General features: G+C 72.6%; 13 protein-coding genes. 10 read left to right on the top strand and 3 right to left on the bottom strand.

The window, feature by feature from the left end:
- Nucleotides 1–64: 64 nt before the first annotated feature.
- The 3 genes from ACGFSC_RS35335 to ACGFSC_RS35325 all read right to left on the bottom strand — a co-directional run bounded on the left by ACGFSC_RS35335 (nucleotide 65) and on the right by ACGFSC_RS35325 (nucleotide 3,713).
- Nucleotides 65–1,279, bottom strand: coding sequence for an acetyl-CoA C-acetyltransferase (locus tag ACGFSC_RS35335; RefSeq protein WP_359900090.1), 1,215 nt, complete (start codon nucleotides 1,277–1,279; stop codon nucleotides 65–67).
- 71 nt (nucleotides 1,280–1,350) lie between these two features.
- The gene (locus ACGFSC_RS35330; protein ID WP_359900088.1) at nucleotides 1,351–2,493 is read right to left on the bottom strand and encodes an acyl-CoA dehydrogenase family protein; all 1,143 of its coding nucleotides are present in this window, start codon (nucleotides 2,491–2,493) and stop codon (nucleotides 1,351–1,353) included.
- 2 nt (nucleotides 2,494–2,495) lie between these two features.
- Entirely contained in the window at nucleotides 2,496–3,713 is a 1,218-nt protein-coding gene (locus ACGFSC_RS35325) for a CoA transferase (protein ID WP_392864540.1), read from the bottom strand.
- Between the two features lie 306 nt (nucleotides 3,714–4,019).
- On the opposite strand from ACGFSC_RS35325, the gene ACGFSC_RS35320 reads away from it, so the two are divergent.
- From ACGFSC_RS35320 to ACGFSC_RS35275, 10 genes are all read left to right on the top strand, one after another.
- Nucleotides 4,020–4,496 carry a hypothetical protein gene (locus ACGFSC_RS35320; protein ID WP_359900084.1) on the top strand — a complete coding sequence of 159 codons (477 nt, stop codon included), beginning with the start codon at nucleotides 4,020–4,022 and terminating at the stop codon, nucleotides 4,494–4,496.
- 21 nt (nucleotides 4,497–4,517) lie between these two features.
- Nucleotides 4,518–6,629: a hypothetical protein gene (locus ACGFSC_RS35315; RefSeq protein ID WP_359900082.1), complete on the top strand. Its 2,112-nt coding sequence runs from the start codon at nucleotides 4,518–4,520 to the stop codon at nucleotides 6,627–6,629.
- 4 nt (nucleotides 6,630–6,633) lie between these two features.
- Nucleotides 6,634–7,695 carry a hypothetical protein gene (locus ACGFSC_RS35310; RefSeq protein WP_359900081.1) on the top strand — a complete coding sequence of 354 codons (1,062 nt, stop codon included), beginning with the start codon at nucleotides 6,634–6,636 and terminating at the stop codon, nucleotides 7,693–7,695.
- Between the two features lie 85 nt (nucleotides 7,696–7,780).
- Nucleotides 7,781–8,839, top strand: coding sequence for a hypothetical protein (locus ACGFSC_RS35305; protein WP_359900079.1), 1,059 nt, complete (start codon nucleotides 7,781–7,783; stop codon nucleotides 8,837–8,839).
- 43 nt (nucleotides 8,840–8,882) lie between these two features.
- Entirely contained in the window at nucleotides 8,883–9,947 is a 1,065-nt protein-coding gene (locus ACGFSC_RS35300) for a hypothetical protein (RefSeq protein WP_359900077.1), read from the top strand.
- 94 nt (nucleotides 9,948–10,041) lie between these two features.
- The gene (locus ACGFSC_RS35295; protein WP_359900075.1) at nucleotides 10,042–10,596 is read left to right on the top strand and encodes a GNAT family N-acetyltransferase; all 555 of its coding nucleotides are present in this window, start codon (nucleotides 10,042–10,044) and stop codon (nucleotides 10,594–10,596) included.
- Nucleotides 10,597–10,677: 81 nt separating this feature from the next.
- Nucleotides 10,678–11,655, top strand: coding sequence for a hypothetical protein (locus ACGFSC_RS35290; protein ID WP_359900073.1), 978 nt, complete (start codon nucleotides 10,678–10,680; stop codon nucleotides 11,653–11,655).
- On the top strand, nucleotides 11,652–12,920 hold the full coding sequence (locus ACGFSC_RS35285; protein ID WP_359900071.1) for a histidine kinase: 1,269 nt from the start codon (nucleotides 11,652–11,654) through the stop codon (nucleotides 12,918–12,920). The genes ACGFSC_RS35290 and ACGFSC_RS35285 overlap by 4 nt, the downstream gene beginning before the upstream one ends.
- A 74-nt stretch (nucleotides 12,921–12,994) precedes the next feature.
- Complete coding sequence (locus ACGFSC_RS35280; protein ID WP_359900193.1) at nucleotides 12,995–13,684, top strand: response regulator transcription factor; 690 nt, start codon at nucleotides 12,995–12,997, stop codon at nucleotides 13,682–13,684.
- Between the two features lie 137 nt (nucleotides 13,685–13,821).
- Nucleotides 13,822–14,472: a Pr6Pr family membrane protein gene (locus ACGFSC_RS35275; protein WP_359900069.1), complete on the top strand. Its 651-nt coding sequence runs from the start codon at nucleotides 13,822–13,824 to the stop codon at nucleotides 14,470–14,472.
- The last annotated feature ends 38 nt before the right edge of the window (nucleotides 14,473–14,510 follow it).

Genomic DNA, 14,510 nt, shown 5'->3' with positions numbered 1-14,510 from the left:
GTCTGCGGAGGAGGTGCCACGCCCCGCGTGTCCCGGGAAGGGTGGCGGCGGGCGACGGGCTGGCTCAGATGCGCTCGACGATGGTGGCGATGCCCATGCCGCCGCCCACGCAGAGGGTGATCAGGCCGTAGCGCAGGTCGCGCCGCTCCAGTTCGTCGATCACGGTGCCGAGCAGCATCGCGCCGGTGGCGCCGAGCGGGTGGCCGAGCGCGATCGCGCCGCCGTTGACGTTCACCTGGTCGTGGCGGAAGCCGAGTTCGCGGATGAAGCGGAGCGCGACCGCGGCGAAGGCCTCGTTGATCTCGACCAGGTCGATGTCGGCGGCGGTGAGCCCGGCCTTGGCGAGCGCCTTGTGGGTGGCCGGGGCGGGGCCGGTGAGCATGATGGTCGGCTCGGAGCCGGAGACGGCCGCGGAGACGATCCGGGCGCGCGGGCGCAGCCCGTACCGTTCGCCGACCTCGCGGTTGCCGATGGCCACCAGCGCCGCGCCGTCCACGATGCCGGAGGAGTTGCCCGCGTGGTGGACGTGGTCGATGGCCTCGACCCAGTGGTACTTCTGGAGGGCGACGGCGTCGAAGCCGCCGGCCTCGCCGATGGCGGCGAAGGAGGGCTTGAGGCCGGCCAGGGTCTCGACGGTGGTGCCGGGGCGGATGAACTCGTCGCGTTCCAGCACGACCAGGCCGTTGCGGTCGCGCACCGGGACGACCGAGCGGTCGAACAGGCCGTCCGCCTGGGCCTTGGCGGCGCGGGCCTGGGACTCGGCGGCGAAGGCGTCCACGTCGGTGCGGGAGAGGCCCTCGATGGTCGCGATGAGGTCGGCGCCGATGCCCTGCGGGGCGAAATTGGTCTCGTAGGCGGTCATCGGGTCGGCGAACCAGGCACCGCCGTCGGAGGCCATCTTCACCCGGGACATCGACTCCACGCCGCCGGCCAGGACGAGGTCCTCCCAGCCGGAACGGACCTTGGCGGCGGCCAGGTTGACGGCTTCCAGACCGGAGGCGCAGAAGCGGTTCTCCTGGACGCCGGCGACGGTGTCGGGCAGGCCGGCCGCGATGGCGGCGATCCGGGCGATGTCGGAGCCCTGGTCGCCGACCGGGCTGACCACGCCGAGCACGATGTCGTCGATCGCGGCCGGGTCCAGCCCGGGGTAGCGGTTGCGCAGCTCGTGGATCAGTCCGACGACCAGGTCGATCGGCTTGGTGCCGTGCAGCGAGCCGGAGGCCTTGCCCCGGCCGCGCGGGGTGCGGATCGCGTCGTAGACGTACGCTTCGGTGGTCACGGTGGAACGCCTTTCAGCGGGTTTCGGGGCAGGGGGTGGGCGGGGTCGCCCGAAAGCTCGGGGGGGGAAGGTCAGCCGAGGAGGGAACGGCCGACGATCTCCTTCATGATCTCGGTGGTGCCGCCGTAGATGGTCTGGATGCGGCCGTCGGTGAACGCCCGGGCGACCGGGAACTCACTCATGTAGCCGTAGCCGCCGTGCAGTTGGAGGCAGCGGTCGGCGGTGCGCTTCTGCAGCTCGGTGGCCCACCACTTGGCCATCGAGGCGTCCGCTGGGGTGAGCGCCCAGCGGTTGTGCTCGGTGATGCAGCGGTCCACGAAGGCCCGGGTGACGGCGCACTCGGTGGCCAGTTCGGCGATCTCGAAGCGGACGTGCTGGAGCCTGGCGAGCGGACGGCCGAAGGCCTCGCGCTGCTTGACGTAGTCGGTGGTGATCTCGACCAGGTACTCGGCGCCGGCGATCGCCGCGGCGGCGATGGTGAGCCGCTCCTGGGCGAGGTTCTGCATCAGGTGGACGAAGCCGCCGTTGAGTTCGCCGATCAGGTTCTCCTTCGGCACCCGGACGTCCTCGAAGAACAACTCGGCGGTGTCCTGGGCCTTCTGGCCGATCTTGTCGAGGTTGCGGCCGCGCTCGAAGCCGGGCGTTCCGCGCTCGACGGCCAGCAGGCTCAGCCCGTGCGCGCCGCCCTCGGGGGTGGTGCGGGCGACCACGATCACCAGGTCGGCGAGGATGCCGTTGGAGATGAAGGTCTTGGCGCCGTTGAGCAGGTAGTGGCCCCCCTCGTCGACCGCCTGGGTGCGGATGCCCTGGAGATCGGATCCGGTGCCGGGCTCGGTCATCGCGATCGCGGTGATCAGCTCGCCCGAGCAGAAGCCGGGCAGCCAGCGGCGCTTCTGCTCCTCGGTGGCGAGCGAGGTGAGGTACGGGCCGATGATGTCGTTGTGCAGGCCGATCGCCAGGCCGGAGGCGCCGGCCCGGGCGAACTCCTCGGCCAGCACCGCGGCGTAGCGGAAGTCCGGGGTTCCGCCGCCGCCGTACTCCTCGGGGACGGCGAGGCCGAGCAGGCCCTGGCGGCCGGCCGCGAGCCAGGCGGAGCGGTCGACGATGCCGGCCTTCTCCCAGCGGTCGTAGTGCGGCAGCACCTCCTTGGCCAGGAAGGCCCGCACGGTGGCCCGGAAGTCGTCGTGCTGCTCGGTGAAGATCTCGCGCTGCAACGCTACTCTCCTTGCTCTGCCGAAGGGTTGGGGGACGGGATGCCGGGGCCGAGTGGCGGGGCGCCGGGCTCCGGGGAGGGGGCGCCGGGGTCGCGGGGCGGGGCGCCGGGTTCCGGGGAGGCGACGTCGGGATCGAGGGAGGGGACGCCCCAGTCGCGGGCCACCTCGCCGGTGTCCGCGCCCGGCCGGGCCGGCGGGCGGCGCAGGGCGCCGGGGGTCGCGGAGAAGCGCGGGGCCGGGGCGGGCTGGGTGACGCCGTCCGCCTCGACGTACGTCCCGCGCGCCGACAGGTGGCCGTCCACGGCGGCCTGACGCATCGTCAGCACCGGCTCCACGCAGGCGTCCGAGCCCGCGAAGACGGCCTCCCACTCGGCCCTGGTCCGGGTGGCGAAGCGGGCGGCGATCAGGGCCCGCAGCTCGGGCCAGCGGGCCGGGTCGTACTGGCCGGGCGCGTCCGGGCCCAGCTCCAGCAGCCGGGCGAACTCGGCGTAGAAGCGCGGCTCCAGCGCGCCGACGGCCAGGTGCCCGCCGTCGGCCGCCCGGTAGAGCGCGTAGAACGGCGCGCCGCCGTCCAGCAGGTTGACGCCCCGGCGGTCCTGCCAGTGACCGGCCGCCAGCAGGCCCCACAGCATGCTGCCGAGGTGCGCCGCGCCGTCCACGATCGCGGCGTCCACCACCTGGCCGGTGCCGGTGGCCCGGGCGTGGTGCAGACCGGCGAGCAGGCCGACGACCAGGTAGAGCGAGCCGCCCGCGTAGTCGCCCAGCAGGTTGGCCGGGATGCCGGGGGCCTCCTCGGCCCCGCCCGGCGCGGCCACCATCCCGAGCACCCCGGCGACCGCCGCGTACCCGAGGTCGTGCCCGGCGGTCGCCGCCCGGGGGCCGTGCTGCCCCCAGCCGGTCATCCGCCCGTACACCAGCGCCGGGTTGCGCGCCAGGCACGCCTCCGGCCCGACGCCGAGGCGCTCCGCGACACCGGGCCGGTAGCCCTCGATCAGCAGGTCCGCCCGCTCGACCAGGTCCAGCACCCGCCCGGGGCCCTCGGGGGACTTCAGGTCGATCAGCACCGAGCGCTTGTTGCGGTTGCTGAGGTCGTACGCCGGATCGGTGCCGAGCGGAGAGGGCTCCGGCCGGTCCACCCGCACCACGTCCGCCCCGAGGTCCCCCAGCAGCATCGCCGCGAAGGGCCCCGGCCCGATCCCGGCGAGCTCCACCACCCGCACACCCGCCAGCGGCCCCCCGGCCTCCGGCGCACCGCTCGCGTCACCCACTGGCAGCTGAACCCTTCCCGACAGGTTTGACAGTAAAGCTGTAACACTCGGGATGATAGGCAAGCGACTCGCCAGTAACAAGACCTCCGCCCACGCGCCGAACCGCCAATTCCCCCTCGGCCGGGCCCCGCTGAGCCCGGCCACTCCCCGCGCATCCGGAATGACGGAGGGTGGGTCAGTGCACTGACAGTGCCCCCCTGTACGGTCGTCATGCCGCAGGGGAGCGGCCGCATCGCCGAATGGGGAGGATTTCCGCACATGGGTAGCCCGAACTTCGTCACGGGACCGGTCGCACCGGCCAAGGACCCGATGCCGGGCCCGGTGTCCACGTACGCCGCGAAATCGCCGTACGCCAATCCGGCACAGCCGAGCGACACCACCGTGCCGCCGCTCCCCCTCATGCCGCCCGGCAAGGCCACCACCCGGCTGGACACCCCGTACGAGCTCACCGCCTCCGCCGCGATAGCCCGCCAGATCGCCACCGACCTCGACAACGCCAACGGCAAGGCGGGCGCGGGCGCGCACAGCCTCACCGAGTACGCGAGCACCGCGTCGACCAGGATCCGCGGCTTCTCCTTCGGCGGCGCCCTCACCGGCAGCACCGAACGCTGGCTGCAGCAGTGCAAGACCCTGCACGGCAAGCTCGGCAGCGCCGCCAACAACCTCGACCGGACGCAGCAGTACTACCAGTCCAACGAAGCCGCCATCGCCGCCGGCTTCCGCCCGGGTCGGTAGAAGGCAAGGGGGAACGAAGAGATGGTGTCCTTCAAGGAACTGCACGAGGCCGACTTCTCCGGGGTGAACGAGGCCGCCGAGGCCTGGGCCGGCGTGGCCAAGGCCCTCACCTCCATGGACGGCCGGGTCGCCAAGGACCTCACCAGCACCGCCCAGCGGGCCGGCTGGAAGGGCGACGCCGCCGACGAGGCGACCAAGGCGATGCAAAGCATCGACGGCGACTTCAAGCAGGCCTCGGCCGTCGCCACCGCCCTCGCCGCGATCATGAAGACCGCCGCCGAGGACTTCGCCGCCGCCCGCCGCGACCTCGACACGGCACTCCACGACGCCCAGGCCGACACCACCCTGAGCGTCACCGCGGACGGTGCGGTCAACTGGACCGTGCCGAAGGAGTCCAGGAACGACCCCGAGGCCGAACGCACCATCCGGGCCAACGCCCAGGCGGTCGCCGACCGGCTCGGCAAGGCCGTGGAGAAGGCCTCTGCCGCCGACCAGCGGGCCACCGCAGCCCTCCAGGGTGACATCGGCACCAGCACCACCGCCTTCAACGCCGCCCCGTACGGCGCCGGCCCGGTCGCCGACGCCAAGCGGGCCACGGACCTGATGTCCAAGGCCGGCAGCCTCTCCGACGACCAGCTCAAGCAGTTGCAGGCCCTGATGGCCGCCAACGCGGAGAACAAGGACTTCTCCACCACCCTGCTCAACGGCCTCAACGCCGGCGGCAAGACCGGCCCCGAGGCCCTGCTGGAGTACAGCAAGGTCTACGACGGCCTCGCCCACGGCAACCACAACGCCGCGGGCTACCAGGACGTCTACAAGAACCTGTCCGTCGCCCTGGCCAGCGCCACCCGCGACGGCGGGATGGGCAAGGAGTGGGAGGACGGGCTCTTCGCGGCAGCCCGCCGCCCCGGCGGCTCGGCGGCCGGGTGGAACGACAACTACCCGGCGCTGACCTCGCTCATGGAGGCGAAGGGGGACTTCGACAAGGCCTTCGTGCGCCGGGTCGGCACCGACCTGCTCGACTTCGAGGCCTCCAGCAAGGTCAAGGGCGAGGAGCTGTGGGGTCCGAACTGGGTCAACGACCCCCAGAAGGGCGACCCGCTGGCCCCACTGTTGAGGATGATGAAGGGCGACGTGGCCACGACCCAGGAATTCCTCGACCCGAGCAAGAACCAGAACCTCGTCTACCTGCTCAAAGAGCGTAACTGGCTCGACGAGGGCCAGGAGAGCAAGCTTCCCCAGAGCGTCCTGCGCGACACCTCCCACCGGATGTTCGCGGAGATGCTGGAGTCCGCCGCGACCGGCCATGGCCCCGGCCAGCCACCGGTGCGCCCGCACGACGCGACGATGACGCGGATCACGGATACCGCACTCTCCACTCTGGGCGGGGACAAGGCGGGCAACGAGAACGCCATGTACTCCGCGCTTCGCCGTCCGATGGCCAACATGATCAGCGAGTACATCACCGACACCCACGACATCCTCAGCAAGGACCTCCCCGGCCCCTCCGAGCCCGGCGAACTGAACACCACCCGCGAACAGCTGCTCCGGGTGATCCGGGGCACCGCCGAGGACCCGGAGTCGTACTCCCTGATCCACCTGGCCGAGACGCAGGAGGTGGCCCGACGGATGGCCGAATACGGACCGGAGGCCTTCAAGGACGTCAACGGCCGCCCGGATCCGAAATTCGAAGACTTCGTCAACCAGGCAGGCAAGGCGTTCGGCGCGCTCGACGCCGTCCAGGCGGACACCATCACCGACCACAAGTCCGACTTGCAGTTCAAGGCCAACTGGAAGGCCAAGATGGACTACCACTACGTCGGCACGTTGGCGAACATGTTGCCGGGCGCCAACTGGCTGCCGGTGGGGGACATAGCCCAGCGGTACGTCGACGTTGCCACGTCCGAGTGGGCGGCCAAGGTCAGCTCGGAGATCGACACCAAGGCACAGGGCGACCTGAGCAAGCTCTACACCTTGGGCCGGTCGCAGGTGCAGGCCATGCTCCTCGACAAGGCTCATCAGTTCGGCATACCGGACCGCGACCTCCTCCTCGGCCAACTGGCCGACTCGGCCAACGTCCACTACCAGACGTCGATCACCCAGGCCCACACTGCGGCCTTCGGAAAGGGGTGATCCTGTGTCGGGACAACAGCGCGAGACCTCCAACGGGCCGGTCGGCAAGGTCGATGCCGCACTCGACCGACGGGGCTTCACCACGTGGCCGCTGCGGGTGCGGGCGGCGGTCGCCGTGGCGGGGGTAACGGTGGTCGCGGCAGGAGTGGGGGCATTCCTCACGGACAACCTGAGCAATGCGTTCGGGCCGGACAGCGTGTGCGACGGTGCGATGAGTGCGGCTGCCCTGAACGACGCGCTCGGGTCCGGACCGGTCGACAGCGAGACGAACGGCGCCTGGCAATCACCCAGTGGCGGGGCGTTCTGCACGGCAACAGTGAGCCACGGGGTGTTCGGTGACAGCCGGTCCGTCTTCGTGCAGGTCCTTCAGGCCGACGACCTCGGCCCTTACCTGGCCTACTCGGGAGACCGGTTGTTCGCCGCCTCGGCGAACGGTGGCGCGACCGGGGCGGCCCGCGACGACCGGGCCTGGGCGCTCCTCCCCGAGGGGTGCGGCAACGGGTTGCGGGTCGAGGTCAGGTCGGGCGACAACGGCCGACCCGGTGCCGGGAAACTCGCCCGACTCGCCGTGGCTGCGGCGAACGGCCTGGCAGCGGACAAGGGGTGCGGGAAGTCGCCGCTCCCCGCACCCCACGAACTGTCGGCGGCCGGACAGGAACACGAGCTGAACTCCGCCTCGGTCTGCGGCCTGCCCGGGTTCACCGCCTCCGGTACTGCCGGGGGCAAGGAGTTCAAGGAGAGCGTGAACACCGCGTTCGATCCGCTGTGGGTCTGCCGGATCGGCACGGACCAGGACCGTTCGGCGATCTCCTTCTCCATCGGAACCGAGCCCCGGGTCCGCGGCCCGCTGTCCGAGAAGGACGCCTCCCCCGCATTCGGCCGATCGCGTTGGGCCGGCTCCCCCATGACGAACAGGGAAGTGGTGGCGACCTGCCAGGGCAGGCCGACCTACTTCCGGATGGACTCCGACATCACCGTCCAGGGGCCGCTCCCCGGCACCAGCGAGACCTGGGAGCAGTTCCTCACCGCCGGGGGCAAGGCGATCGGCTGCGAGCCGATCCTGTAGCCGCCCCCTCCTGCGGGCGGCCGGTTCCCTACCAGCCGCACGCAACAATCCAACCGACTGAGCAGCAAACGGGGAACAGCGCATCGTGGAAGACACGCACGAGGTCAAACCCGACGAATCCGCCACAAGCCTCACCGGACGCGTCGACGCCGCGCTCGACCGGAAGGGGTACACCACCTGGGGGCTTCGGGTGCGGGCGGCGGTCGCCGTGGTGGCGGTGACCGTGGTCGCGGCAGGGGCGGGGACGTTCCTCGTGGACAACCTGACCAATGCGTTCGGGCCGGACAGTGTGTGCGGGGGCGCCGTGAGCGCGGATCTGCTGAACGACGCACTCGGGCCCGGCAAGGTCAGTGATCAGGCATTCGGCGACGGGCACTTGCGCAACGGATCCGCCCTCTGCATGGCCAAGGTGAGTTCGGGGGTCTTCGGCGACGAACGGTCCGTCACCGTGGAGCTTCGCAAGAACCCCGACCTCTCCGTCGTCGCGCAGGACTCGGAGGCCAGGCTGTTCGGCGCTTCGGCCAACGGCGGTGCATCCGGCGCGGCATTCGACCACCGGGCCTGGGCGCTGCTTCCCCAGGGGTGCGACAGCGGGCAACGCGTCACCGTCAGGGCGGACCGCGGCGAACGACCCGGCGCCGGGAAGCTCGCCGCACTCGCCGTGTCGACGGCCGACCGCATCGCGGCACAACAGGGGTGCGGCACGTCACCGATGCCCGCACCGCGTCAGCTGTCCCCGGCCGGCCAGGACCACGATCTCGACCGGAACGCCGTCTGCGGCCTGCCGGGGGTCACCGTCCCCGAAACCCCGGGAGGCCCCGCTTTCAGGGAAACGGTGACCACCGCGACCGACCCGCTGTGGACCTGCCTCATCCACTCCGACGCGAACCCGCAGTCCTCGATCACCTTCACCATCGGCACCGAGCCCCGGCTGCTGCTCCCGGCTCCCCCGAAGGACGAGCCGGGCGTCGGCCGGGCCCGTTGGATCAAGCCCGGCGAGATGGTGGCGACCTGCCAGGGCCGGCCCACCTACTTCCGGATGGACCTCAACGGCTTCTGGGACCTCGTCCCGGACAGCAAAACCACCTGGACGCAGTTCCTCACCGCCGGGGCCAAGGCGATCGGCTGCGAGCCGATCGTCTGACCGGTCCGACCGACAAGCACGCAGACGAGGGAGCGAGCACACGATGGGGAGCGAAGACGTGGACAAGGCCTCCGCAGGCCTCGCCGGGCGCGTCGACGCGGCGCTCGACCGGCGGGGGTTCACCACGCGGGGCCTGCGGTTGCGGGCGACCGCCGTGGTGGTGGCGCTCTCGCTCGTCCCGGTGGGGGCGGCGGGGTTCGCGGTGTACCGGCTGACCAACGTCGGCGGGCCGGACAGCGTGTGCGACGGGGCCGCCACGGCGGACCAGGTGCACGACCTCCTGGGCTCCGGGCGGATCGGCGAGCGCCGGAGAGGATTCTCGGCCACGGAGGAATCCACCGGGAACAGCTGCACCGCGACGGTCCGTTCCGGCTTGTTCGAGACCTCCGAGAAGGCCGTGCGGTTCACCCCCGTCCGCAATGCGAAGGCCGGGCCGGGCGCGCTGGCCGCCTCCGACGCCCGGCTGTTCTCCGGCGGCTCGGTCGGCTCCGTGACGCCCGACGACGCGTGGGCGGTGCTCCCCGAGGGGTGCGACAAGGGCGTGCGCGCCGAGGTGCGCGCCGACGTGCAGGGCCACGACGAGACCAGGGCCCGTCTGGCCGCGGCCTTCGCCGATGGCCTCGCCAAGGCACGCGCGTGCGGCAACGGGGCACTCCCGATGCCGACGACCCTGTCGGAGAAGGGCGCCGAGACGGACCCGGACTGGGCCAACCTCTGCGGCCTGCCCGGGTTCGCACCCGCCAGGAACCCCGAGGCCCTGTGGCGCATGCCGCAGCAGGTCACCACCGCCACCGCTCCGATCTGGTCGTGCCGGATCGGCGGGGACCCGCGGTACGACAGCCGGGTGCAGGAGTTCGCGATCACGACCGAGCCGCGGACCACCGCCCTGGCCCGGAAGGAGAGCACGGCCCCCGATTTGGGTCGGGCCCAGTGGGTGGCAGACGGAACGCTCGTCACCACGTGCCAGGGCAAGGACGTCTTCTTCACCGTCACCGGCGGGATCACCTCGGGCCTCGAAAAGCCGTTCCTCTTCCCCGACCAGAAGGACCTGGTGCGGCAGTTCGTCACCGCCGGGGGCAAGGCGATCGGCTGCGAGCCGATCCTGTAGCAGCCCCCTCCCGCGGGCGGAAAATGGGCCGACAGGCCTCCGGGTAATGGCCTATCTTGCGATGGAACTATTACGCGAGACACGGGGAAACGCCATGACCACCACCACCGACCCGACCTCCCGCACGATCGTCGCCGTCTCCGAGCGGCTGGTGCTCACGCGGCCCCAAGAGGGGGACCTGGAGGCGATGTTCGCGATCCACGGGGATCCGGAGACCAACCGGTACAACCCGAACGGGCCGCAGCGGGACATCGCCCAGGCGCAGGAGATGCTGGACGGGTTCGTCGCCGACTGGGTGCGGGACGGGGTGGGGTACTGCGCCGTCGCCACCCGGGAGGACCCGGGGGCGGTGATCGGGTTCGCCGGGCTCTACCTGCACACCCTGGACGGGGAGCGGGTGTTCAACCTCTACTACCGGTTCCGGCCGTCCGCGTGGGGCAAGGGATACGCGGCGGAGGCGGCCCGGGCCGCGATGGCCGAGGGGCTGCCGCGCCACCCCGGCATCCCGGTGATCGCCCTGATCCACGCGGACAACCTGCCCTCGCGCCGGCTCGCCGAGCGGCTCGGGCTGGTCGCCGACCCGGACGGCCGCACCGACGAGGAGGACCGGGTGATCCACCGGATGGCCACGGCCGTCGCACCGGCCTGAGCCGGAGATCCCCCGCCGGGGGGATCGGGATCGGACCGTGGGTGGAGGCCCCGGGGCGGGGCCCGGCGGGACGGTGGGGGCATGAGGATCAACGAGCACGCGGTGCGGACCGGGGCGGCGTGGACGGCGGTGGCGGCGACCGGGCCGTACCTGACGCTGAAGCTGCTCTGGCTGACCGGGCACCCGGTGGGGTCGGACGCCCCCGGTGAGATGGACCGGCTGTGGCTGGTGAACCTGCTGACCTTCGGCATGGACGCGATCGCCGTGGCACTGGCGCTGGCGTTCGCCCGGCCGTGGGGGCGGCGGGCGCCGGCCGGACTGGTGGCGTTCCCGATGTGGGTGGCGACCGGGCTGCTCGGCACGATCCTGATCGCGCTGCCGCTGTACCTGCTGAGCGTCCTGGTGCTCGGGCCGGAGCGCGGCGACCCGGACGACAAGGGCATCGGCGACTGGGTCTTCCTCGTCGTGTACGGCGGCTTCGCCGTCCAGGGCCTCGCCCTGCTCACCGCCTTCGCCCTGTACGCCCGGCGGCGCTGGGCCGGGCTGCTGCGGGAGCGGATCGGCGACCTGCCCGACTCCCCCACCCTGACGGTGCAGCGCGTCCTCGCCTGCGTCGCCGCGCTGCTCGCCGCGGGCGTCGCGGCGGTCCGCGCCTACTGGGCGCTCGGCGGCACCGCCGGACTTCCGCGGGACATGGCCGAGGCCCGGAGCCGGGGCGTGGCGGTGATGGACGGGGTGGCCGCGGTGATGGCGGTGGCCGCGGCGGCGGCGCTGCTGGTCCTGGTCTTCCGGATCCGGCCGGGGCGCCGGGCGCTCGGGCCGCTGCTGGTGGTGTGGACGGCGGCCGGCTCGCTGTTCGGCTGGGGCTGCTGGCAGTTGGTGGCCTTCGGGGTGACGACGACCCGGGTGACCGAGCTGCGGACGGCCGTGCCCGGGCTGACACCTCTGGTGCAGAGCGCCCAGGTGGTGGCCTCGGTGCTGGTCCTGGTGGTCGGGGCGACGGCGTTGACCGAATGGGGCGCCCGCCGGCGCGCCGCTGCCGTAGAGTCGCGCGGGTGATCACGGGGGTGGGCCGCCGGTTGCGGCGTGCGGCGGGGGCCGCGCTGGGGCGTCGGGCCCGCCTGCGCTGGGTGCACCTGGTGCTGGGCGGCGCGCTGCTGATGCCGTACTGGATGCTGTCGGTGGTGCTGTACGGGGCACTCGACCCGGACCAGTCGCCCGCCCGCCAACTGCTGATGTACGTCCTGTCGTTGCTCACCTCACTGCCGATGGCCGCGATCACCGCGCTGGTGCCGACGGTGCGGGGCCTGGAGGGCGCGGCCGCGCGGGCGCTGTGCGCGGTGGCCCGGCCGGAGGAGCTCGCCACCGGACCGGCCCGCTCCTGGACCGCCCGCCGGCGCACCGCGCTCTGGTACGTGCTGCACGTCCTGTTCGGCGGGGTGGTCGCCGGGATGACGCTGGCCGGCACCCCCTTCGCGGTGGTCCTGGTCCTCGGCTTCGCGGGGACCGAGGAGTTCGTCCGGATGTGGGAGCGGCACTTCCCCGGCTGGCTGGTCACCGGCCCGGCCCTCGGCCTCGGCGTGCTGCTGCTGATCGTCGGCACCAACGCCGTCTGCGGCGCCCTGCTTGCCCGCTGGGCGCCCGTCCTGCTCGGCCCGACCCCCGAGGAGCGGGTGGCCGCGGCCGAGCGTCGGGCCACCGTGCTCGCCCAGCGCAACCGGCTGGCCCGCGAGCTGCACGACTCGGTCGGGCACGCGCTCAGCGCCGTCGGCATCCAGGCCTCGGCCGCGGCCCGGGTGCTGCGCAGCAACCCGGACTTCGCCGCCGAGGCGCTCGCGGCGATCGAGGAGACCGCCCGGGGCGCCGTCGCCGAACTCGACGCCGTCCTCGGTCTGTTGCGCGAGGAGGACCCGGAGGCCGCCGAGCCGTCCGGGCCCACCCTCGCCGGGCTCGACGACCTGCTGCGCCAGCTCGGCCGGGCCGGGGTCGCGGTGGACGCCGAGCTGGCGCCCGGGCTGGGCGGCCTGCCCGGGACGGTGTCCCGCGAGGCGTACCGGATCGTGCAGGAGGGCCTGACCAATGTGCTGCGGCACGCCGGGCCCGCGTCGGCCGGGCTCCGGGTCGGGCTGGCCGGCGACCGGCTGGAGATCGAGCTGACCAACCCGCTCGGCCCCGCCCGGCCGAGCCGCCCCGGCGGCGGACGCGGACTGCGCGGGATCGCGGAACGGGCGGCGGCCCTGCACGGCGGCAGCACGGCGGGGCCCGGCGAGGACGGAACGACGTGGCGGCTGGCCGTCTGGCTGCCGGTGGGAGGGACGACGTGAACGAGCACGAAGGCGCGGACGAAGGCGTGAACGAGCACGAAAGCGCGGGCGAGCGCGAAGGCGCGGACGCAGGCGTGGGCCGGGCCGCGGACAGCATCCGGGTGGTGATCGCGGACGACGAGCGGCTGGTCCGCCTGGGCCTGCGGGTGGTGATCGACAGCGAACCGGGCCTCACCGTGGTCGGCGAGGCCGCCGACGGCGCCGAGGTCGTCCCGCTGGTGCGCGAACTGCGCCCCGACGTGGTGCTGATGGACGTCCGGATGCCCGGAATCGACGGCATCCGGGCCACCGAACAGCTCGTCAACGGGATGGCCGCGCCGCCGCGCATCCTGGTCGTCACCACCTTCGAGCACGACGACCACGTGTACGACGCGCTGCGCGCGGGCGCCACCGGGTTCCTCCTGAAGCGGGCCCGGGCGGAGGAGATGGTGCAGGCGGTGCGGCTGGTCGCGCGCGGCGACTCACTGCTGTTCCCGGCGGCCGTCCGCGAACTCGCGCTGCGCCACGGTGCGGACCGGCGCCGGGAGGCCGAGCGGGCGGACCGGGCGGGCCGGGGGCCGATCCGGCGGCTGACCGAGCGGGAGAGCCAGGTGCTGCGACTGATGGCCTCCGGGCTCAGCAACGGCGAGATCGCGCAGCAGCTGGTGGTGAGCCCGGAGACGGTGAAGACGCACGTCGGCAGCGTGCTGGCCAAGCTGGGCGCCCGGGACCGCACCCAGGCGGTCATCGCGGCGTACGAGTCGGGCTTCGTACTGCCGGGCTGACACCCGCTCAAACGGCTTTCTCGGCGCCGCGCGAATCGAACGTGGATTCCACCCGATCGTCACCAGCGAGTAGAGTGCGGGTTTCCCCCGAAAACCTCCGATACCTCCCGTATCGCCTGGAACGAACTGGTGGCCGCATGACTGTCCGGACCCGGCCCGCGCTGTGGTGGCGCATGGGCATCGTGCTCTCGGCGGGCCTCGGCCTGATCCTCGGAACCGCGCCGCTGGTCTACTTCACCGTGCAGAGCAACGTGATCGTGTTCGGCTACTTCATCGGCGCGGTGTACTGGATGCTCAAGCGCGGCACCGTGGACGCGCCCGCGCCCCGGCTGCGCGGCGCCGCCACGCTGTACATCCTGATCACCGGGCTGGTCTCGCACGTCCTGCTCGAACACGGCGCCAACCCGCTGCCCGGGCTGGTGAGCGGACCGGACAGGCTGGCGCACTGGTCGTCGTTCTTCCTGCACTACGTGACGCCGGTCCTGGTGATCGTCGACTGGCTGGCGCTCAAGCCCCGCAACGCCGCGGCCTGGAAGGACATACCGCTCTGGCTGGGCTTCCCGCTCGGCTACGCGGCGGTCGTGCTCGCCCGCAACGCGCTGTTCGACGACTACCCGATGCCCTACCCCTACTTCTTCTTCGACCCGACCACCAAGGGCTACGGCTACGTCTGGGGCCAGATCGCCCTGCTGACCGTCGAGTTCGTGGTGCTCGCCGCCCTCGTCGTCGGACTGGACCGGCTCGGGACCCGGATCGCGGGCCGGCTGCGGCCCGCGCCGCAGGCCTGACGCCCGTCCGCCGCGGAGACCTTCAGCCACGCGGACCT

Origin of the sequence: Kitasatospora sp. NPDC048715 (genome assembly GCF_043198905.1) — a bacterium.
Taxonomy (GTDB): domain Bacteria; phylum Actinomycetota; class Actinomycetes; order Streptomycetales; family Streptomycetaceae; genus Kitasatospora; species Kitasatospora lactacystinica.
The sequence above is the reverse complement of the archived record's forward strand: the minus strand, read 5'-3'. Positions and strand labels throughout refer to the sequence as shown.

What these genes read in the sequence shown, in the direction of transcription:
- ACGFSC_RS35300 (WP_359900077.1), top strand. Translation starts at nt 8,883, where the DNA reads ATGGGGAGCGAAGACGTGGACAAGGCCTCCGCAGGCCTCGCCGGGCGC.
- ACGFSC_RS35295 (WP_359900075.1), top strand. Translation starts at nt 10,042, where the DNA reads ATGACCACCACCACCGACCCGACCTCCCGCACGATCGTCGCCGTCTCC.
- ACGFSC_RS35315 (WP_359900082.1), top strand. Translation starts at nt 4,518, where the DNA reads ATGGTGTCCTTCAAGGAACTGCACGAGGCCGACTTCTCCGGGGTGAAC.
- ACGFSC_RS35290 (WP_359900073.1), top strand. Translation starts at nt 10,678, where the DNA reads ATGAGGATCAACGAGCACGCGGTGCGGACCGGGGCGGCGTGGACGGCG.
- ACGFSC_RS35320 (WP_359900084.1), top strand. Translation starts at nt 4,020, where the DNA reads ATGGGTAGCCCGAACTTCGTCACGGGACCGGTCGCACCGGCCAAGGAC.
- ACGFSC_RS35275 (WP_359900069.1), top strand. Translation starts at nt 13,822, where the DNA reads ATGACTGTCCGGACCCGGCCCGCGCTGTGGTGGCGCATGGGCATCGTG.